The 21,779-nt window shown below is 37.4% G+C and carries 21 protein-coding genes; 19 read left to right on the forward strand and 2 right to left on the reverse strand.

Going from position 1 to position 21,779, the window contains the following annotated elements; translation table 11 throughout:
* Window positions 1–2,322, forward strand: coding sequence for a DNA internalization-related competence protein ComEC/Rec2 (locus tag JFU54_RS10125; protein WP_201064356.1), 2,322 nt, complete (start codon window positions 1–3; stop codon window positions 2,320–2,322).
* A 31-nt stretch (window positions 2,323–2,353) separates the two neighbouring features.
* Here the strand turns inward: JFU54_RS10125 and JFU54_RS10130 are convergent, their stop codons facing one another.
* A complete protein-coding gene (locus tag JFU54_RS10130; protein ID WP_000997609.1) occupies window positions 2,354–2,488 on the reverse strand; it encodes a YqzM family protein in 135 nt (44 codons plus the stop codon).
* A 348-nt stretch (window positions 2,489–2,836) separates the two neighbouring features.
* On the opposite strand from JFU54_RS10130, the gene holA reads away from it, so the two are divergent.
* Entirely contained in the window at window positions 2,837–3,847 is a 1,011-nt protein-coding gene (gene holA, locus JFU54_RS10135) for a DNA polymerase III subunit delta (protein ID WP_002067332.1), read from the forward strand.
* A gap of 84 nt (window positions 3,848–3,931) precedes the next feature.
* Here holA and rpsT read toward each other — a convergent pair whose 3' ends face one another.
* Window positions 3,932–4,189: a 30S ribosomal protein S20 gene (gene rpsT, locus JFU54_RS10140; protein ID WP_002088694.1), complete on the reverse strand. Its 258-nt coding sequence runs from the start codon at window positions 4,187–4,189 to the stop codon at window positions 3,932–3,934.
* A gap of 180 nt (window positions 4,190–4,369) precedes the next feature.
* Here rpsT and gpr point away from each other — a divergent pair, with 180 nt between their 5' ends.
* From gpr to JFU54_RS10225, 17 genes are all read left to right on the forward strand, one after another.
* A complete protein-coding gene (gene gpr, locus JFU54_RS10145; protein ID WP_002088693.1) occupies window positions 4,370–5,473 on the forward strand; it encodes a GPR endopeptidase in 1,104 nt (367 codons plus the stop codon).
* 20 nt (window positions 5,474–5,493) lie between these two features.
* The gene (locus JFU54_RS10150) at window positions 5,494–5,835 is read left to right on the forward strand and encodes a DUF3679 domain-containing protein (protein WP_307838305.1); all 342 of its coding nucleotides are present in this window, start codon (window positions 5,494–5,496) and stop codon (window positions 5,833–5,835) included.
* A gap of 207 nt (window positions 5,836–6,042) precedes the next feature.
* Window positions 6,043–7,866: an elongation factor 4 gene (gene lepA / locus JFU54_RS10155; protein ID WP_002015204.1), complete on the forward strand. Its 1,824-nt coding sequence runs from the start codon at window positions 6,043–6,045 to the stop codon at window positions 7,864–7,866.
* Window positions 7,867–8,055: 189 nt separating this feature from the next.
* Window positions 8,056–8,430: a winged helix-turn-helix transcriptional regulator gene (locus JFU54_RS10160; protein WP_002015203.1), complete on the forward strand. Its 375-nt coding sequence runs from the start codon at window positions 8,056–8,058 to the stop codon at window positions 8,428–8,430.
* Between the two features lie 51 nt (window positions 8,431–8,481).
* Window positions 8,482–9,621, forward strand: coding sequence for a radical SAM family heme chaperone HemW (gene hemW, locus JFU54_RS10165; RefSeq protein ID WP_002015202.1), 1,140 nt, complete (start codon window positions 8,482–8,484; stop codon window positions 9,619–9,621).
* A gap of 133 nt (window positions 9,622–9,754) precedes the next feature.
* Window positions 9,755–10,771 (forward strand): heat-inducible transcriptional repressor HrcA, encoded by a 1,017-nt coding sequence (hrcA, locus tag JFU54_RS10170; protein ID WP_002015201.1) that lies wholly within the window; start codon window positions 9,755–9,757, stop codon window positions 10,769–10,771.
* A gap of 114 nt (window positions 10,772–10,885) precedes the next feature.
* Window positions 10,886–11,452, forward strand: coding sequence for a nucleotide exchange factor GrpE (gene grpE / locus JFU54_RS10175; RefSeq protein ID WP_002165061.1), 567 nt, complete (start codon window positions 10,886–10,888; stop codon window positions 11,450–11,452).
* Between the two features lie 26 nt (window positions 11,453–11,478).
* Window positions 11,479–13,314: a chaperone protein DnaK gene (dnaK, locus tag JFU54_RS10180; RefSeq protein ID WP_002015198.1), complete on the forward strand. Its 1,836-nt coding sequence runs from the start codon at window positions 11,479–11,481 to the stop codon at window positions 13,312–13,314.
* A 202-nt stretch (window positions 13,315–13,516) separates the two neighbouring features.
* The gene (gene dnaJ / locus JFU54_RS10185) at window positions 13,517–14,623 is read left to right on the forward strand and encodes a chaperone protein DnaJ (protein ID WP_002015197.1); all 1,107 of its coding nucleotides are present in this window, start codon (window positions 13,517–13,519) and stop codon (window positions 14,621–14,623) included.
* A gap of 28 nt (window positions 14,624–14,651) precedes the next feature.
* Window positions 14,652–15,590: a 50S ribosomal protein L11 methyltransferase gene (gene prmA / locus JFU54_RS10190; protein WP_002015196.1), complete on the forward strand. Its 939-nt coding sequence runs from the start codon at window positions 14,652–14,654 to the stop codon at window positions 15,588–15,590.
* Window positions 15,591–15,735: 145 nt separating this feature from the next.
* On the forward strand, window positions 15,736–16,485 hold the full coding sequence (locus JFU54_RS10195; RefSeq protein ID WP_002015195.1) for a 16S rRNA (uracil(1498)-N(3))-methyltransferase: 750 nt from the start codon (window positions 15,736–15,738) through the stop codon (window positions 16,483–16,485).
* Window positions 16,486–16,491: 6 nt separating this feature from the next.
* Window positions 16,492–17,844, forward strand: coding sequence for a tRNA (N(6)-L-threonylcarbamoyladenosine(37)-C(2))-methylthiotransferase MtaB (gene mtaB / locus JFU54_RS10200; protein WP_002067163.1), 1,353 nt, complete (start codon window positions 16,492–16,494; stop codon window positions 17,842–17,844).
* A 395-nt stretch (window positions 17,845–18,239) separates the two neighbouring features.
* Window positions 18,240–18,413: a 30S ribosomal protein S21 gene (rpsU, locus tag JFU54_RS10205; protein ID WP_000048061.1), complete on the forward strand. Its 174-nt coding sequence runs from the start codon at window positions 18,240–18,242 to the stop codon at window positions 18,411–18,413.
* A gap of 15 nt (window positions 18,414–18,428) precedes the next feature.
* Entirely contained in the window at window positions 18,429–18,872 is a 444-nt protein-coding gene (locus JFU54_RS10210) for a GatB/YqeY domain-containing protein (RefSeq protein WP_000054578.1), read from the forward strand.
* A gap of 107 nt (window positions 18,873–18,979) precedes the next feature.
* Window positions 18,980–19,273: a sporulation protein YqfC gene (yqfC, locus tag JFU54_RS10215; protein WP_002067170.1), complete on the forward strand. Its 294-nt coding sequence runs from the start codon at window positions 18,980–18,982 to the stop codon at window positions 19,271–19,273.
* A gap of 249 nt (window positions 19,274–19,522) precedes the next feature.
* Window positions 19,523–20,722, forward strand: a complete 1,200-nt coding sequence (yqfD, locus tag JFU54_RS10220) for a sporulation protein YqfD (protein WP_201038868.1) — start codon at window positions 19,523–19,525, stop codon at window positions 20,720–20,722.
* Between the two features lie 3 nt (window positions 20,723–20,725).
* Window positions 20,726–21,685 (forward strand): PhoH family protein, encoded by a 960-nt coding sequence (locus JFU54_RS10225; RefSeq protein WP_002015189.1) that lies wholly within the window; start codon window positions 20,726–20,728, stop codon window positions 21,683–21,685.
* The last annotated feature ends 94 nt before the right edge of the window (window positions 21,686–21,779 follow it).

Below are 21,779 nucleotides of genomic sequence, written 5' to 3' on the forward strand. Positions count from 1 at the left end.
TTGAATGGGCAATGGGGCTATGTTGCAATCTCATTTATAATTGGGATTGCAATTACCTTTTCCGAATCGCATTTGTTGGCTGCTTGTTGTTTCGTTTGTTATGTTTTATTTTGTTTATATCGTACTTCGCGTAAAACCTTCATATTTTGTATAATAGCGTGTTTTAGTGGCGTTATGTACACCACGTATGTTCAGAGTCTAAATAAGCCGCTAGGGGAGTCCTATGAAGTTACACGAGGGGTCGTGCAAAATACACCTCTAATTAATGGGGATCGTCTCTCTTTTCAAATTGAAGATCAGAATAAAAACTTAGTGCAGTTAAATTATAAAATACAATCTGCTTCGGAAAAGAAGCAGTTGCAACAATTACATGCAGGTATATCGTGTACATTTAAAGGGGAGGTGAAAGAACCACAAACTGCCCGGAATTTTCATGTTTTTGATTATCGTAATTATTTATATCAGCAAAAAATACATTTTATATTTGATGTGACATACATTTCTGAATGTCAAAAAACATCGTTGTCACTCGTGCAATGGATTTTCCTTCTCAGGCAACAAACAATCTCGAAAGTTACAGAAATGTTCCCGGAACAATCAGGTGCATTTATGAACGCATTATTATTTGGAGATCGACAACAAATGACGTTTGAAGTAGAAGAGCAATATCAACAATTTGGTCTTATACATTTGTTAGCAATTTCAGGATCGCATATCGTATTATTAATGGTTATAATGTATTTTGTTTTGCTAAGAAGTGGTGTGACGAAAGAGATAGCAACAGTATGCCTTATAGTTTGCATTCCTCTGTATATGATCATAGCTGGGGCGTCGCCATCTGTTGTGAGGGCTTCTATAACAGGAGTTTTATTATTGGTAGCTTTCATATGCTCTGTTCGCTTATCTAGTCTAGACGCCTTAAGTATAACGGCTATATGTATGCTTATATACGATCCGTATCTTATTTTCAACATTGGATTTCAATTCTCATTTGTAGGTAGTTTTTCTTTACTACTATCTGCGCCGATATTATTAGGGCGTAGTAATGGGATAGTTCGAAATTCTATTTACATTTCTATAATTTCACAGCTCGCTAGTACCCCCATCTTGTTATATCATTTTGGTTATTTTTCTCCTTATAGCATTTTCCTCAATCTTATATATGTTCCTTTTCTATCCATTATTGTATTGCCATGTAGCATCATTATTCTTATATGTATGCCGGTTATTCCATTTTTCGCAAAAGGAATTGCATATGTACTTTCACTATGTTTAACCATTTCTAATGATTTTCTAAGTTACTGTGAAAGTTTCCCTTTCATCCGACTTACTTTTGGTCAAACTCCTTTATTTCTTGTGGCTATATATTGTTTTAGTATCGTTAGTATATTTGTGATTTGGGAAAGGGTAATAACGAAAAAAATTTTGTGCATAGTTGTGGGTGTGTTTCTTTTTATTAGTACTTTTCATTATGTATATCCATATTTTCGCGAAAGTGGGAGTGTTACATTTCTTGATGTTGGACAGGGAGATGCGATATTAATTCGTCTTCCATACGATAAAGAGGTTTATCTTATTGATACAGGAGGAGCCCTTTCTGTCAAGAAGGAAGCGTGGCAACAGAAAAAGCATGAATTTTCTGTTGGGCATGATATTCTTGTTCCTTTTTTACAAAAAGAGGGTATAAAAACGATTGATAAATTAATTGTAACGCACGGAGATGCGGATCATATAGGTGCTGCGCTGGATTTGCTGTCATCTATTATTGTAAAAGAAGTTGTATTTGGGAGAAAGGAACAAGATGCTGTATTGGAAAAAGTGGTGAAGAAAAAGGCGTTAGAAAAGAGCGTGAAGATAAGTGTAGTAGGAGAAGGAGAAGGGTGGAGGGTAAATGAAGCGGAATTTTTCGTATTAGCTCCAAAGGGGAAAGAAAAGGGAGAAAATGACTCTTCGATTGTACTATGGGCCAGACTAGGGGGACTAACATGGCTATTTACGGGTGATCTAGAAGAAGAAGGAGAAAAGTTTATAGTATCAACATATCCTGATTTGCGGGCTAATATTTTAAAAGTTGCCCACCATGGGAGTAAAACATCGTCTACAGACCCATTTTTAAGCCTTGTACAGCCTGCTGTAGCGATTATTTCTGTGGGGGAGCGTAATAGGTATGGGCACCCGCATAAGGAAGTTATAGAGCGTTTTAAGAAGATGGGTATTGATATATGGCGTACGGATAAGCAAGGTGCTATTTCCTATGTTTTTAATGGAGAAAAAGGAACCTTTCAAAGTAAAATCACATATGATGAAACACATAGAAGATGAAAAAAAGAAGACTGCCGTTAAGCAGCAGCCTTTAAGAACCGATGAATTTAATAACAGTTGCAATAATGAAAAGTGTTGCGAAAAAACCAAATGAGACGATAAATCCTACCCCTGAATCAATAGCGTCATTGCGTTTACTTTGAACGTTTTGTTCAAAATCATTCATTTAGAATCCCTCCCCAACATTCCATTTTAGTATAAAATATTGTCAGAAAAAAATCTACAATTTCCATATGAAGTGAAATAGAGTATTTGTATACTTTTTCTAGTTAGTTAAGTAGCGTGAATTTTTCATTTCCAATCATGTTAACAGTTGGCACTTATACTAAGATTATTATTGTAAATAATAAAGGGAAGGTGATTACCGCACACCAATAAGAAATCCGGGGCTTATTGCGTGGCGTTTTATATAAATAAAGGGGCGGGTTATAAAGACCGTCCCTTTGTACTTGTAAAACAAAAGCTAGGGCATTAGTATAAATATATATTGCCAAGTTAGGGAGTAGGAAAAAATATGAGTGATATACATAAGAAGATTAAAAAGAAACAGTTCGCTCCGTTGTATGTACTGTATGGAACGGAAGCCTATTTTATAAATGAAACGATAAAGCTTATTACAACGTACGCGCTTGAAGAGGAAGATCGAGAGTTTAATGTTGTGACATACGATTTGGAAGAAGCGTATTTAGAAGATGTAGTTGAGGATGCGCATACGCTTCCTTTTTTTGGAGAGCGTAAAGTTATATTAATAAAATCACCACTATTTTTAACGGCACAAAAAGAAAAATTAGAACAAAATATAAAAATTTTAGAAGAATATATTGGGGAGCCATCTCCTTTTTCTATTCTTGTTTTTGTTGCGCCTTATGAAAAATTAGACGAACGAAAAAAAATTACAAAACTATTAAAGAAAACAGCGGATGTAATAGAAGCAAATGCGATGCAAGTGCAGGATGTTCAGAAGTGGATTGTTTCTCGTGCGGATGAGGTGCATGTGCATATTGATAATGCAGCTGTTAGTTTATTGTTAGAGCTTGTGGGAAGTAATGTAACAATGTTGGCGAAGGAAATGGACAAGTTAACGTTATACGTCGGTATGGGCGGAGAAATTACGCCAAAACTTGTCACGGAACTTGTGCCGAAATCTGTTGAGCAAAACGTGTTTGCTTTAACAGAAAAAGTGGTAAAAAAAGATATCGCTGGTGCGATGCAAATTTTAGACGGATTATTTACACAGCAGGAAGAACCGATTAAACTGCTCGCTTTATTAGTAAGTCAGTTCCGCTTGCTACATCAAGTGAAAGAGTTGCAACAGCGTGGTTACGGACAAAATCAAATCGCGTCCCATATTGGTGTACATCCGTACCGGGTAAAGTTGGCGATGAATCAAACGAAGTTTTTCTCTTTTGAAGAATTAAAAAAAGTTATTATAGAATTGGCGGAAGCTGATTATAGTATGAAGACTGGAAAGATGGATAAGAAACTTGTGCTTGAGTTTTTCTTAATGCGGTTAAATCATATGTAGTGACACAAAAAAGTTCACGTACTTAGTACGTGAACTTTTTTGTGTATATAAAAAACGATCCGAATGGATCGTTTTTTAAACGCCTTACGCGTTTACTTGTTTCGCTAAGCGAGATTTTTGACGAGCTGCAGCGTTTTGGTGGATAAGACCTTTACGAGCTGCTTTGTCAAGTTTTTTAGAAGCAGTTTTGAAAGCTTCTTTAGCATTTTCAAGATCGTTATTAGTAACTAAAGTTTCTACAGTTTTAACAGCAGTACGCATGTCAGACTTGATAGAAGCGTTATGTGAACGACGCTCTTCGCTAAGTTTAGCGCGTTTGATAGCAGATTTGATGTTTGCCATACTTTTCACCTCCCTGGTGCAATCGAATGACTCGATTCTTACATAGAACAAGTGATATTTTATCAAACGGTGAAGAGAATTGCAATAGTATATCAATGAAATTTCACGTAAAGGAAAGAATGACCTAATATAACTTGGGGAAATCTAACGATATTTACTATGAATTACGGAGGAGATACGATGAAAGAACCATTAGATTTAAGTAAATATAGTGTTAGAACTGACCTTGCTGTAGAGGCGCACCAAATGCTACAAGAGCGCCAAGAAGAACAAAAAGGGATACAGGGAGTTATTGTAAAAGAGAGGGAAGAAGAGGGAGTTACAATTACAAAAGTAACTATTGATGAAATTGCATCTGAGTCGATGGGGAAAAAACCTGGAAGTTATTTAACTCTTGAGGTGCAAGGCATACGACAACAAGATACGGAACTTCAGCAAAAGGTAGAGCGTATTTTTGCAAAAGAATTTTCTTATTTCTTAGAAGAGGTTGGAGTTTCAAAAGAAGCGAGTTGTTTAATCGTAGGTCTTGGGAATTGGAATGTAACGCCGGATGCACTCGGACCGATAGTTGTAGAGAACGTATTGGTGACGAGACATTTGTTTAAATTGCAGCCTGAAAGTGTGGAAGAAGGGTTTAGACCTGTTAGTGCTATTCGTCCAGGGGTAATGGGAATTACAGGGATTGAAACGAGCGATGTCATTTACGGAATTATTGAGAAGACAAAACCAGACTTTGTCATCGCAATTGATGCATTAGCTGCGCGTTCTATTGAACGAGTAAATAGTACGATACAAATTTCTGATACAGGAATTCATCCAGGATCTGGTGTTGGGAATAAGCGTAAGGAACTAAGTAAAGAAACATTAGGTATTCCTGTTATCGCAATTGGTGTGCCAACTGTGGTAGATGCTGTTTCGATTACGAGTGATACAATTGATTTTATTTTGAAACATTTTGGCCGGGAACTGAAAGAAGGAAACAAACCGTCACGCTCTTTATTGCCAGCAGGTTTTACATTTGGAGAAAAGAAAAAATTAACAGAAGAAGATATGCCAGATGAAAAGAGTCGAAATATGTTTTTAGGAGCTATTGGTACGTTAGAAGAAGAAGAAAAGAGAAAGTTAATTTATGAAGTGTTATCTCCTCTTGGTCATAATTTAATGGTAACTCCAAAAGAAGTAGATGCGTTTATTGAGGATATGGCAAATGTAATAGCCAGCGGTTTAAATGCAGCGCTGCATCATCAGATTGATCAGGATAATACAGGGGCATATACACATTGATGGAAAGAGGCAGAAATAGCTTGAGTCAATTTACGCTGTTATGTATATGCGGTACAGTCTTATGTTTGCTTATGATGATAGCTGGAGTGGGACTCGCTAATCATGGTCTAAAAAGTATGAAGGGATATCGTCAGCTGTCATATGAACAAATTGCTCATATGACAGGAACAGAAGGCGATGGGGCTGAACCCGGAATTTCGGGAGAGACGTTTTCGACTATTGAAAAACAAAAACAGTTAGAAAGCTTAAGAAGTTTTAATGTTGTAGAAGGTATCGGTATGGCGATAGCAAGTGTTGCTCGTGATATGACAAAGTTTGGAACAGATATAGTTGTTGGGGCAATAAAAGGAATTTTTAGTTAAGGGTAGCAGGAAGGATGGTTGTCTTATGTTTGTAAGAGAGCTGTCTTTTAATTTGAAAAAGGTTTGTCTCTTATGGTTTGTTCGCATAAGATATAATAGAGTGATTTGTATTGTAAGCAGCACGAGTTTTCATTGAATCTTTGCTGCTCTATTGATATAATCAGTGCTAGTGTATATTGGCGAGACTATTAGGAGTTGAGAACATAGATGAATAAAGAAGAAAGAGCAAAAAGACAGTCCAAAATTCGTAACTTCTCCATCATTGCTCACATTGACCACGGGAAATCAACGTTGGCAGACCGTATTTTGGAGAAAACAAACGCGTTGGCACAGCGCGAAATGAAGGCGCAATTGCTTGACTCTATGGAGTTGGAGCGTGAGCGTGGTATTACAATTAAATTAAATGCAGTACAACTAACGTATAAAGCGAAAGACGGTGAAGAGTATATTCTTCACTTAATCGATACTCCAGGACACGTCGACTTTACGTACGAAGTATCTCGTAGTTTAGCGGCTTGTGAAGGTGCAATTCTTGTAGTGGATGCAGCGCAAGGAATTGAGGCGCAAACATTAGCGAACGTATATTTAGCGCTTGATAATAATTTAGAAATCTTACCAGTTATTAATAAAATCGACTTACCAAGTGCAGACCCAGAACGCGTACGTCAAGAGGTAGAAGATGTAATTGGTTTAGATGCATCGGAAGCTGTACTTGCTTCAGCGAAAGCTGGCATTGGTATTGAAGAAATTTTAGAACAAATCGTTGAAAAGGTACCAGCTCCAACAGGTGATTCAGAAGAGCCGTTACAATGTATGATTTTCGATTCTTTATATGATCCGTACCGTGGTGTAATTGCATATATCCGTGTTGTAAATGGAACGGTAAAAGTTGGCGATAAAGTACGTATGATGGCAACTGGAAAAGAATTTGAAGTAACAGAAGTAGGTGTGTTTACACCGAAAACGACGCAACGTGACGAGTTAACGGTAGGTGATGTAGGTTTCTTGGCAGCATCTATTAAAAACGTAGGTGATACACGCGTAGGTGATACGATCACACATGCGAAACGTCCGGCTGCAGAGCCGTTAAAAGGGTATCGAAAATTAAACCCAATGGTATTCTGTGGTTTATATCCAATCGATTCTGCACGTTATAACGACTTACGTGATGCTTTAGAAAAACTAGAATTGAATGATTCTGCTCTTGAATTTGAGCCTGAAACATCTCAAGCTTTAGGTTTTGGTTTCCGTTGTGGTTTCTTAGGGCTTCTTCACATGGAGATTATTCAAGAACGTATTGAACGTGAATTCAAGATTGACTTAATTACAACAGCGCCAAGTGTTATTTATAAAGTGTATTTAACAAACGGTGAAGATTTTATTGTTGATAATCCATCTAATATGCCAGATCCACAGACTATCGATCGTGTAGAAGAGCCGTTTGTGAAGGCTGCAATTATGGTTCCGAATGACTATGTTGGAGCTGTAATGGAAATTTGCCAAGGGAAACGTGGAACGTTTATTGATATGCAATATTTAGATGAAACACGTGTTACATTGACATATGAAATCCCGTTATCAGAAATCGTATATGATTTCTTCGATCAATTGAAATCAAATACGAAAGGATATGCATCATTTGACTACGAGTTAATTGGTTATAAACCATCTAAACTTGTGAAAATGGATATTCTTTTAAATAATGAACAAGTGGATGCTTTATCATTTATTGTACATCGTGATTCAGCGTATGACCGTGGTAAAGTAATTGTAGAGAAATTAAAGAAATTAATTCCAAGACAACAGTTTGAAGTGCCAATTCAGGCGACTATCGGAAATAAAGTTGTATCTCGTTCTACAATTAAGGCGATGCGTAAAAACGTACTTGCAAAATGTTACGGTGGTGACATTTCTCGTAAGCGTAAACTTCTTGATAAGCAAAAAGAAGGTAAAAAACGTATGAAGTCTGTTGGTTCTGTAGAAGTGCCGCAAGAAGCATTCATGGCTGTACTGAAAATGGATGATAACTAATGGAGTGAACTATAATTAGTGGAGATTTTTCTATTCTTCGCTAATTATTAGCCCGCACCAATCGTGATAAAAGTAGAAGCCGTTCGTTCGGCTTCTTTTTTATATGCTACTTTTTAGACATCTTATCATCTCTCATTTACAATAGTGAGAGAGCTTTTTAGTGATTGATATAGAGTTAGGAGACTATTAATGTCCGAAAATATTCGAAAAGATATTCGAGAGAAAATACAAAAAGGTAATTTTAATTGCGAAAAGGAACTGACGCTTTCTATAATTAGTGGGAAGTGGAAAGTTGTGATATTGTGGCACTTAGGTGTGGAAGGTCCGCATCGTTTTAGTGAATTGCAACGTCTGTTCCCGAGCATTTCTCATAAAGTGTTGTCAAATCAATTGAAAGAGTTAATGGAGGACGGGATTGTTGATCGGACGGTATACCCGGAAATTCCTCCGCGTGTTGAGTACTATATGACGGAATTAGGTATGTCGCTTTTACCGATCGTTGAAATGATGTATGATTGGGGAAAAATGCGAATGGAACAAATCCGTAATACAGTAGAGAAGTAAAGAATCCTCCGGAGTGCGGAGGTTTTCTTTTTAGAAAGGTAGGAGTTATATTTGGTACAAGCTGCATATATTCATATTCCATTTTGTCAGCATATTTGTCACTATTGTGATTTTAATAAAGTATTTATTGAACGCCAACCGGTTGATCAATACTTACAATATTTAGAGAAAGAAATAATAAATACGGTTCAAAAAGTACCGTTTGAAAGTATGAAAACGATTTTTGTTGGCGGAGGAACTCCGACAGCTTTAAATATGGAGCAAACAAAAAAACTACTCGACATCATTAACCGCCGTTTACGTCCATTTGCGCCGAATTGTGAATTAACATTTGAAGCGAATCCAGGTGATTTACCGAAAGAGAAGTTGAACGTATTGCTAGAAGGTGGAGTAAACCGAATTAGTTTTGGTGTGCAAACGTTTCGTGATGAGCTACTTGAGAAGATTGGACGCAGGCATACGAGAGAAGATGCATTCGTAGCAATTCGAGAAGCGCAGGAAGTTGGTTTTACAAATATTAATGTAGATTTAATTTATGCTCTGCCAGGACAGACGATAGAAGATGTAAAGGAAACATTAGACATTGCCTTTACGCTTGGTGTACAACATTTCTCGGCATATTCCTTAATTGTGGAACCGAAAACTGTATTTTATAACTTAATGAATAAAGGGAAATTAAGACTTCCAGGTGAAGACCATGAAGCGAAAATGTACGAAATGGTAATGGATGAAATGGAGAAACATGGTTATAACCAGTATGAGATTAGTAACTTCTCAAAAGGTAATAATGAAAGTAGACACAATCTCACATACTGGAATAATGAAGAGTATTATGGATTTGGAGCTGGAGCGCATAGCTATGTGAACGGGGAACGAATTCAAAATGTAGGTCCGCTCAAGCAATATTTCACTAAAATTGATGAGACAGGATTTCCATATTTAGATGTTCACCCAGTGACAGAGAAAGAAAAAATGGAAGAAGAGTTGTTCTTAGGACTTCGAAAAACAAAAGGTGTTTCTAAGTTAGAATTCCAAAAGAAATTTAATGTGGAGATGGACCATGTTTTTGCAAAGCAGTTACAAAGTAATCAAGAACAAGGATTACTTGAAAACAGAGATGGACATGTTTGTTTAACGAGGAAAGGGAAACTATTAGGGAATGAAGTATTCCAGTCATTTTTGATTGATTAATTAAATGTGCCATAAGCGCGAAAATTTTTTGTTATTTCGTGACGTTTCCGTTGACAATTGAATGTCAATTTTGGTAAGTTATTAATAGATTTAGCACTCGAAGACAAAGAGTGCTAACAGAGGTGATGATGAGATGCTTACGGAACGTCAGCTCTTAATTTTACAAACAATTGTTGATGACTTTATTGGATCAGCGCAACCAGTTGGTTCGAGGACGTTGGCTAAGAAAGATGAAATTACGTTTAGTTCAGCTACTATTCGAAATGAAATGGCTGATTTAGAAGAACTAGGATTTATTGAAAAAACGCATAGTTCTTCTGGGCGTGTTCCTTCTGAAAAAGGATACCGATTTTATGTAGACCATCTTTTAGCGCCGCAAAACTTACCGACCGATGAAATTGTACAAATTAAAGATTTATTTGCTGAAAGAATTTTTGAAGCAGAAAAAATTGCACAACAATCAGCTCAAATTTTATCAGAGCTTACGAATTATACGGCCATTGTTCTTGGTCCCAAATTGAGCACAAATAAACTTAAAAATGTACAAATTGTACCGCTTGATCGTCAAACAGCAGTCGCTATTATTGTAACAGATACAGGGCATGTGCAAAGTAAAACGATTACCGTTCCGGAATCTGTTGATTTATCAGATTTAGAAAAAATGGTTAATATTTTAAATGAAAAGCTATCTGGTATACCTATGGCAGAACTTCATAATAAAATCTTTAAAGAGATTGTTACAGTCTTGCGTGGGTATGTTCATAATTACGATAGTGCAATAAAAATGTTAGATGGTACATTTCAAGTCCCTTTATCGGAAAAGATATACTTTGGAGGAAAAGCAAATATGCTTTCGCAACCAGAGTTCCATGACATTCACAAAGTAAGATCTTTGCTGACGATGATTGATAATGAGGCTGCGTTTTATGACATTTTGCGTCATAAACAAGTCGGAATTCAAGTGAAAATTGGTAGAGAAAATTCTTCTACGGCAATGGAGGATTGCAGTTTGATTTCTGCAACGTATTCGATTGGAGAAGAGCAACTTGGAACAATTGCAATTTTAGGTCCGACGAGAATGCAATACTCTCGTGTAATTAGTTTACTGCAGTTATTTACAAGACAATTTACAGACGGACTTAAAAAGTAAATGAGAGTAATACATTCGCTCAAGTGATGAAATTTTCATTGCTGTGTGTAATATATAATGCTTAGGTAATCATGCTAAACATGATACCTAATACCTTTTAAGGAGGTGAAAATTGTGGAAGAGCGTAACGAACAAGTGGTAGAAGAAGTGAAAGAAGCGCAAGTTGAAGAAGCTGTCACGCCAGAAAACAGTGAAAAAACTGTAGAAGAAAAAAGTGAGGCTGCTCTTTTACAAGAAAAAGTAGATGAGTTACAAGCGAAACTAACGGAAACGGAAGGTCGCACATTACGTCTACAAGCTGATTTTGAAAATTATAAGCGCCGTGTCCAAATGGATAAACAGGCTGCTGATAAATATAGAGCACAAAGTCTAGTTTCAGATATTTTGCCAGCTCTTGATAATTTTGAAAGAGCGATGCAAGTGGAAGCGACTGACGAGCAAACGCAATCCTTGTTACAAGGTATGGAAATGGTGCATCGTCAATTGCTAGAAGCGTTGACTAAGGAAGGTGTTGAAGCGATTGAAGCTGTTGGTAAACAGTTTGATCCGAATGAACACCAAGCTATTATGCAAGTGGAAGACAGTGAATTTGAATCAAACGCGGTAGTTGAAGAATTCCAAAAAGGTTATAAACTAAAAGACCGTGTGATTCGCCCATCAATGGTAAAAGTAAATCAATAATTTACATAAAAGTAGGAGGATTCGCCATGAGTAAAATTATCGGTATTGACTTAGGTACAACAAACTCTTGTGTAGCTGTTATGGAAGGTGGAGAACCAAAGGTTATCCCAAATCCAGAAGGAAATCGTACAACACCTTCTGTTGTAGCTTTCAAAAATGAAGAGCGTCAAGTTGGGGAAGTTGCGAAGCGTCAAGCAATTACAAACCCAAATACAATCATGTCTGTTAAACGTCATATGGGTACAGACTACAAAGTAGAAGTTGAAGGTAAAGATTTTACACCTCAAGAAATTTCTGCAATCATTTTACAAAACTTAAAAGCTTCTGCTGAAGCATACTTAGGTGAAACAGTAACGAAAGCTGTTATTACAGTACCTGCATACTTCAACGATGCAGAGCGTCAAGCAACGAAAGATGCTGGTCGTATCGCTGGTTTAGAAGTTGAGCGTATTATTAACGAACCAACAGCCGCAGCACTTGCTTACGGTTTAGAAAAACAAGATGAAGAGCAAAAAATCTTAGTATATGACTTAGGTGGCGGTACATTTGACGTATCTATCCTTGAGTTAGCAGATGGCACATTCGAAGTTATTTCAACTGCTGGTGACAACCGTCTTGGTGGAGATGACTTTGACCAAGTTATCATCGATCATTTAGTAGCTGAATTCAAAAAAGAAAATAGCATTGATTTAAGCCAAGATAAAATGGCACTTCAACGTCTGAAAGATGCAGCTGAAAAAGCGAAGAAAGATCTTTCTGGTGTAACACAAACACAAATTTCATTACCATTCATTAGTGCTGGAGCTGCTGGCCCATTACACTTAGAATTAACGTTAACAAGAGCTAAATTCGAAGAAATTTCAGCTGGTCTTGTTGAAAGAACATTAGAGCCAACTCGTCGTGCATTAAAAGACGCTGGTTTTGCTCCAAGCGAATTAGATAAAGTTATCCTTGTTGGTGGATCTACTCGTATCCCAGCTGTACAAGAAGCAATTAAACGTGAAACTGGTAAAGAGCCATACAAAGGTGTAAACCCAGATGAAGTTGTAGCATTAGGTGCTGCAGTTCAAGGTGGCGTACTTACTGGTGATGTAGAGGGCGTTCTATTATTAGACGTAACTCCACTTTCTTTAGGTATCGAAACTATGGGCGGTGTGTTCACGAAACTAATCGAGCGTAACACTACAATTCCGACAAGTAAGTCACAAGTATTCTCAACAGCTGCGGATAACCAACCAGCGGTAGACATTCACGTACTACAAGGTGAGCGTCCAATGTCAGCTGACAACAAAACGTTAGGTCGTTTCCAATTAACAGACCTTCCGCCAGCACCACGTGGAATTCCACAAATCGAAGTAACATTCGATATTGATGCGAACGGTATCGTTAACGTACGTGCAAAAGACTTAGGTACAAGCAAAGAGCAAACTATTACAATCCAATCTTCTTCAGGTCTTTCTGATGAAGAAGTAGATCGTATGGTACAAGAAGCTGAATCAAATGCTGATGCTGACCAAAAACGTAAGGAAGAAGTTGAACTTCGTAACGAAGCTGACCAACTTGTATTCCAAACAGACAAAGTTGTAAAAGATTTAGAAGGTAAAGTAGATGCAGCTGAAGTAGCGAAAGCAACGGAAGCGAAAGAAGCATTACAAGCGGCAATCGAGAAAAACGAACTTGAAGAAATCCGTGTGAAAAAAGATGCTCTTCAAGAAATCGTACAACAATTAACTGTTAAATTATACGAGCAAGCTCAAGCGGCTGCAGGGCAAGCAGAAGGTGCACAAGGAGCACAAGACGCTGGCGCGAAAAAAGATAATGTAGTAGACGCTGAGTTTGAAGAAGTAAAAGAAGACAAGTAATACAGTGAAATAAAATAAGTAAGATGACAAAAAGTCAAAGTCAAGCGTGCCTTGGCTTTGGCTTTTTTCACGAATAAGAAGAAATGTGTGAGGATCTTAAGTTTTTTATTTTGCATACTGTAAGTGAGGAAACTTTGTTGCAAAGCACTTTCTTTCGGTGTTAAAATTACGTTTATGTGAAAGATTCGGGGGTTGTAAATTTATGAATAAACGAGACTATTATGAGGTCCTTGGACTTAGCCAGGGCGCTTCAAAAGATGAAATTAAAAAAGCGTATCGTCGTTTGGCTAAAAAATATCATCCAGACGTAAGTAAAGAAGAAAATGCAATTGAAAAGTTTAAAGAAGTACAAGAAGCATACGAAGTATTAAGTGACGATCAAAAACGCGCGCAGTATGATCAATTTGGTCACGCTGGTCCGAATCAAGGTTTCGGTGGCGGAGGAGACTTCGGCGGTGGCTTCGGTTTCGAAGATATCTTTAGTTCATTCTTTGGCGGTGGCGGCGGAAGACGTCGTGATCCAAATGCTCCACGTCAAGGTGCTGATTTACAATATCAAGTTACTTTAGAGTTCGAAGAAGCTATTTTTGGTAAAGAATTAAACGTTGAGATTCCAGTGGAGGATCCATGTGATACTTGTAAGGGTAGTGGAGCGAAACCAGGGACTTCAAAAGAAACATGTAAACATTGTTCAGGATCAGGGCAAGTAAGTGTAGAACAAAATACACCATTTGGGCGTATTGTAAACCGTCAAGCTTGTGGACATTGTTCAGGAACAGGTCAAATGATTAAAGAGAAATGTACGACATGCCATGGTTCTGGTAAAGTTCGTAAACGTAAAAAAATCAATGTTAAAATTCCAGCGGGTATCGATAATGGTCAACAAATTCGTGTATCTGGAAAAGGTGAAGCAGGCGTAAATGGCGGACCGGCAGGTGACTTATATGTTGTTGTTCATGTGAGAAATCATGAATTCTTTGAACGCGAAGGGGATCACATTATTTGCGAAATGCCAATAACATTTGCGCAAATGGCACTTGGTGCGGAAGTAGAAGTTCCTACCGTTCATGGCAAAGTGAAGCTGAAAATTCCAGCAGGAACACAAACAGGAACAGAATTCCGCTTAAAAGGAAAAGGTGCTCCGAACGTACGTGGATATGGTCAAGGAGATCAATATGTAGTCGTTCGTGTTGTTGTGCCGACGAAATTAACTTCACATCAAAAAGATTTATTGCGTGAATTTGCAGGGCAAGAAGAGCAGGATGATAGCTTATTCAGAAAGCTTAAACGTGCTTTTAAAGGGGAATAATGGAAATAAAAAATGGAGTTGGTAAATTGTGAAATGGTCAGAAATTAGTATTCATACAACAGAAGAAGCAGTAGAAGCTGTCTCTCATATTTTGCATGAAGCAGGCGCTAGCGGGGTTGCGATTGAGGACCCAGCGGAGTTGACGAAAGAGCGCAAGCAACAATACGGTGAGATTTATGCACTTAACCCAGATGAATATCCAAGTGAGGGTGTTTTGGTAAAAGCATATTTCCCACAAACGGATTCTTTACACGAAACGGTTGCAGGTGTAAAATCATCTATTGATGCACTACCATCTTTCGACATCGAAATTGGTAAAGGAACTATTACAATTAATGAAGTCGATGAGGAAGATTGGGCTACTGCTTGGAAGAAGTATTATCATCCAGTTCAAATTTCTGATACATTCACAATTGTGCCGACGTGGGAAGAGTATACACCGTCTTCTCCAGATGAAAAAATTATTGAATTAGATCCAGGTATGGCGTTTGGTACAGGGACACATCCAACAACGACGATGTGTATTCGTGCGTTAGAAAAAACGGTTCAGCCAGGTGATACTGTGATTGATGTGGGGACAGGTTCGGGGGTACTTAGTATTGCTGCGGCAAAATTAGGTGCGGCTTCTGTTCAAGCGTATGATTTAGACCCAGTTGCAGTTGAAAGTGCAGAAATGAATGTGCGCTTAAATAAAACAGATGACATTGTCAATGTTGGACAGAATAGTCTATTAGAAGGTATTGAAGGTCCGGTTGATTTAATCGTAGCAAATTTACTAGCGGAAATTATTCTTCTATTCCCTGAAGATGCAGCGAGAGTTGTGAAGCCAGGTGGATTATTTATTACATCTGGTATTATTGGGGCGAAAGAAAAAATAATTTCTAAAGCGTTAGAAACAGCTGGATTTTCAATTGAAGAAGTACTTCGAATGGAAGATTGGGTAGCAATTATTGCACGAAATGCGTAATATAGATTTTAGTCTATAAAGAACAGGGGAGTCTCTCACCGTATAAGGTGAGGGACTTGCCGTTTGTTATATGAAAATGATAACGTTTCGTTCTTTTCGTAAGTGTTGACTTACGAAAGGAACGAAACTCTACTAAGGTGATTATATGCAACGTTATTTTGTAGAAGAGAAATATGTAAATGAGACAAGTATTCGCATAATGGGTGATGATGTCCATCACATCGCAAGAGTGATGCGTATGTCAGCTGGTGACCACATTTATTGCTGTGTAAATGGTAAAACAGCAGAGTGTTCAATTGCTGAAATTACCAGTGAATTTGTGGATACCACTATTGTAGAATGGGTAGAGGCGTCAAGCGAACTTCCTGTGTTCGTGACGATTGCAAGTGGACTGCCGAAAGGAGACAAGCTAGAGTTAATTTTTCAAAAAGGAACTGAGCTTGGGGCAGCTGCATTTTTACCATTTCAAGCATCTCGATCTATTGTAAAGTGGGATGCGAAAAAAGCAGATAAAAAAGTTGAGCGTTTGAAAAAAATTGTAAAAGAAGCTGCGGAACAATCGCATAGAAGTGAAATTCCAGAAGTACACGTTCCTTCATCATTTAAACAACTGCTGTCGATGAGTAGCGAGTATGATGTTTGCCTTGTTGCGTATGAAGAAGAAGCGAAACAAGGTGAGAAATCTAACTTTGCGAAAGCTTTAGCGACGATTAAACCAGGCCAAAAGCTGCTGATTGTATTTGGACCAGAAGGCGGTTTAGCGGAGGAAGAGATAACCGCACTTCGTGAACATAAATTTGTACCATGTAGTTTAGGACCAAGAATTTTAAGAACAGAAACGGCTCCGCTTTATGCGTTAAGTGCCGCTTCTTATCATTTTGAATTGATGGGGTGATAATCAATGGCAACTGTTGCGTTCCACACGTTAGGTTGTAAAGTAAACCACTATGAAACAGAAGCGATTTGGCAATTGTTTAAACAAGGTGGTTATGAAAGAACTGAATATGAAAAAAAATCGGATGTATACGTTATTAACACATGTACAGTAACGAATACTGGAGATAAAAAAAGCCGTCAAGTAATTAGACGTGCTGTACGTCAAAATCCAGATGCGGTAATTTGTGTAACTGGATGTTATGCACAAACATCTCCAGCGGAAATTATGGCGATTCCAGGTGTAGATATTGTTGTTGGTACGCAAGATCGTGAGAAGATGTTAGGATACATCGAAGAATTCCGTAAAGAGCGTCAACCGATTAATGCTGTCCGCAATATTATGAAAACACGTGTATATGAAGAGCTCGATGTACCATATTTCACGGACCGTACACGTGCATCTTTAAAAATACAAGAAGGTTGTAATAACTTCTGTACATTTTGCATCATTCCTTGGGCGCGTGGTTTAATGCGTTCTCGTGATGGAAAAGAAGTTATTAAACAAGCGCAGCAATTAGTAGATGCGGGCTATAAAGAAATCGTATTAACAGGTATTCATACAGGTGGATACGGTGAAGATATAAAAGAGTATAACTTAGCTGGATTACTGCGCGATATGGAAGCGGAAGTAGGCGGATTGAAACGCCTTCGTATTTCTTCTATTGAGGCGAGTCAAATTTCTGATGAAGTAATTGAAGTGTTAGATAAATCAGAAGTAGTTGTACGTCACTTGCATATTCCATTACAGTCAGGATCTAATACTGTATTGAAACGTATGCGCCGTAAGTATACGATGGAATTTTTCCAAGAGCGTTTAGATCGTTTGAAAGAAGCGTTACCAGGTCTTGCGATTACATCAGACGTAATTGTTGGATTCCCAGGCGAAACAGAAGAGGAATTCATGGAAACGTACAATTTCATTAAAGAGAATCGTTTCTCTGAATTACACGTTTTCCCTTATTCGAAACGTACAGGTACTCCAGCAGCACGTATGGAAGATCAAGTTCCTGAAGACGTGAAGAACGATCGTGTTCACCGTCTAATTGAGCTATCAAATCAATTAGCGAAAGAGTATGCTTCTAAATTTGAAGGTGAAGTACTTGAAATCATTCCGGAAGAGACATTTAAAGATGGTGACCGTGAAGGTTTATATGTAGGTTATACAGATAACTACTTAAAAATTGTGTTTGAAGGATCTGAAGAATTGATTGGTAAGCTAGTAAAAGTGAAAATTACAAAAGCTGGTTATCCATATAACGAAGCGCAGTTTGTTCGTGTTCTTGAAGATGATGTAAAAAAAGAATCAGCAAGCGCATAAAATGAAACTTTAATCAGTGGGGGGTGTTCATCCCCGCTGATTATCAGCCTGACCCCTGCCTAAGTTCTTTGCTTTCGCTGAATTTTGAGGTGGGGGTCTTACTGTCCTGGCAAATAGCGGGATAAAAAAGCATGCAAACGGAAACGATTTGCATGCTTTCTTGTATTAAAAAAGGTGTAATGATAAAAAATATAGTTGTCTTCAGGGGAAAAGGATAATAGCTATCTACATAGCTTTTGAACAGGTAAGGGCATCTATTCTTCTTTTATTCTGCCAAATAGTTGACCTGAAGTGATAAAATGTATTATAATCGTAAAAGACATGCTGAAGAAGGGTTTCTTTTTGCATGCTGAAATTAGTATGTAAGTGTGATGTTTCGGAGGGAGGGAAAGAGAATGTCAAAAACAGTCGTTCGTAAAAACGAGTCTTTGGAGGATGCACTTCGCCGTTTTAAAAGATCGGTTTCTAAAACTGGTACACTTGCTGAAGCAAGAAAGCGCGAGTTTTATGAAAAGCCAAGTGTAAAACGTAAGAAGAAATCTGAAGCGGCAAGAAAGCGTAAGTTCTAAGAGAGGGTGTAAGTTATGAGTCTTCTCGGTCGTTTAAACGATGATATGAAACAAGCGATGAAGAATAAACAAAAAGAAAAATTAACCGTTATTCGTATGGTTAAGGCTGCTTTACAAAATGAAGGTATTAAACTGCAACATACTCTTACTGAAGAAGAGGAATTAACAGTTTTAGCTCGTGAAGTAAAACAGTATAAGGACTCCCTCCTTGAATTTAAAAAAGCTGGTCGTGAAGACCTTGTTGATAAACTGCAAAGTGAAATTCAGATTTTAAGCGCATATTTGCCGGAGCAATTAACAGAAGAAGAACTAGCGGATATAATTAAGCAAGTTATTTCTGAAGTTGGTGCTACATCTAAAGCAGATATGGGTAAAGTGATGACTGCTGTTATGCCGAAAGTAAAAGGTAAAACAGACGGATCACTTGTGAATAAGCTGGTTATCCAGCTATTAGCATAAAAAAGCGTCTCATTTCGTATGAGACGTTTTTTTATGCTTTTTTCAGTTTGGACGTGATATTACAAGCTCTTTTTTCATACATATGGGATGAGAGGGGGTCTTTTGAGATGAAAAAAATAGAACAAATGAAGAATTGGTTAACGAAGCAAATAGACCTGCCAGTGGATGTGTTAATGGATCTACCTCGGATCACGCTTGTTGGGCAAGTACATATCTATATAGAAAATCATCGAGGATTATTAGTGTTTTCAGATAAAGAGGTAAGATTGCTATTGAAACATGGTCAATTATTAATTAAAGGTCAATCCTTTGTTATTAAAACAATCCTTCCAGAAGAACTGTTGCTTGAAGGGATTATTGAACAAGTGACGTTTTTAGAAAATGAAAAGAAAGAGGAGTGAGGAGAAACTTCCGTTTGTGAAGTTTTTCTTCGTTACCTTGTATTAACAGGCGGTAACGTTCTGGCCTCAATATTCGGTTCGTACAAAGAGGATAGGTGGGAATTGAGTTCCACGTAAAAAATTGGCTCGTGAAGGTTAATAATTAGTGAGGATCAAGGAATCTGCTAATTAAAATTTTAGTACGAGCTAGTTTGATAATCGAATTGAAAAGTAGTGTATCTACTTTTAGAAAGGTAGTGGAGATAGTCGATGAAAAATAAATGGTTTATAAAATGGCTTGGGTATGTAAAGGTGCGAATTGAAGGTAGAGGAGCGGAACGCTTTGTTAACGAGTGTGTGCGGAAGAAAGTACTCGTTTGGGATGTAAAGAAGATAGCTGATGAAACGTTAGTTTTTTGTATGTTATTACGAGATGTGAAAAAGATAAAACCAATTTATAGAAAAAATGAATGTAAATTATATTTTATTGGACGTTACGGTTTTCCTTTTTGGAATAAGCGTGTAATTAAAAATAGTGGATTTTTAATTGGGTTTTTAATATTTTTTTTCGGAATGATCGCATTGTCAAATATGGTGTGGAAAATTGAAATTACAGGAGCAAAACCTGAAACAGAATATATATTGATGAAAGAATTGGACAAAATGGGTATAAAAAAAGGTAAATTACAATTCCAAATGCCGAGTGTAGAAGATGTTCAACGTCATTTGACAGACAATATTAATGCGATTACTTGGGCGGGATTAGAAATAAGAGGGACAACATATCATTTTAAGATTGTTGAAAAAAATGAGCCGAAAAAAGAAAGTGAACAACAGCCACAAAACTTAGTAGCAAAAAAAGAAGGGATTATTACAAAAACATTTGTGGAAGTTGGGAAGCCGGTTGTCATGAAAAATGACCATGTGGAAAAGGGGCAACTTCTCGTATCCGGGATGTATGGTAATGAGGAGAATCCGACAGTTGTTTCGGCTAAAGGGATTGTATATGGAGAAACGTGGTATAAATCTGAGGTGGATGTTCCGTTAAAGACACAATTTCAAGTGTATACTGGTAATTCATACAATGAACATTTCCTTAAATTTGGGAGTACTAAAATAAAAATATGGGGATTTCTACAGGATAAGTATAAGCGCTCTCGTACTGAAAGTGTAAAACATGATGTGAAATTATTTGGATTTACATTACCAATTGCATACGAGAAAGATATTGTACGAGAAGAGGAAGAAGCGAACCGAGAATATACCGAAAAACAAGCAATGAAAGTAGCGAAAGAAATGGCAGAAAAAGAACTGAAGAAAAAATTGGATGAACATGCTATGATTGTAAGTGATAACATTTTGAGTAAAGAGGTTGAGGCGGATCACCTAAAGGTCACATTACATTATACAGTGATTGAAAATATTGCAGAGCCACAACCAATATCTGAATCCGATATTCAAGGAGACTGAGTAATGGCAGAACAATTAGTAGAAATGAACCAACAATTGGAAAATCCCAACGAAGCAATCGCTCTTTTTGGGGTAAATGATGCTCATTTAAAAGTAATTGAACGAGAACTTAGTGTATCGATTGTGACTAGAGGAGAATCTGTTCGTGTATCTGGGGCAGATGAAACTGTGGTGCTCGTAGAAAAAATCTTACAACAGTTACTTGTTGTTATCCGTAAAGGTGTATCAATTTCGGAAAGAGATGTTGCGTATGCGATTCAGCTTGGGCAACAAGGGAAAATTGCTCAATTCGAAGAATTATATGAAGAGGAAATTTTTAAAACGGCAAAAGGTAAATCCATTCGTGTGAAAACGATGGGGCAAAGACGATATATTCATGCAATGAAAAAGAATGATATTGTATTTGGGATAGGACCTGCTGGGACAGGAAAAACATACTTAGCCGTAGTAATGGCTGTGAGAGCTTTAAAGCAAGGGTATGTAAAGAAAATTATTTTAACAAGACCTGCTGTAGAAGCTGGAGAGAGCTTAGGGTTTTTGCCAGGTGATTTGAAAGAAAAAGTAGATCCGTATTTACGTCCACTATATGATGCGTTACATGATATTCTTGGACAAGAATATACACAACGTATGATGGAACGTGGTGTAATTGAAATTGCACCTCTTGCTTATATGAGAGGGCGTACTCTGGATGATTCATTTGTTATATTAGATGAGGCGCAAAATACAACTGGTGTTCAAATAAAAATGTTTTTAACACGATTAGGTTTTAGTTCTAAAATGGTTATTACGGGGGATCCCTCACAGGTAGACTTGCCAAAAGGGGTAAAGTCAGGTCTTTCTATTGCTGCTAATATTTTATCTGGTGTATCAGGTCTTTCGTTCATAACATTGGAACAAACGGACGTTGTGAGACACCCATTAGTGCAACGTATTATTGAGGCATATGATAAAATGGAATGATCCTATTTGTCAGGATCATTTCTTTTTGTATGATAAGGTTGGCGAATGACATATTTTTTACTATCATTAAAGACGAGGGAAATAAACTATAGGT

The organism is Bacillus sp. TH19, assembly GCF_016651075.1.
GTDB classification, from domain to species: Bacteria; Bacillota; Bacilli; order Bacillales; family Bacillaceae_G; genus Bacillus_A; species Bacillus_A mycoides.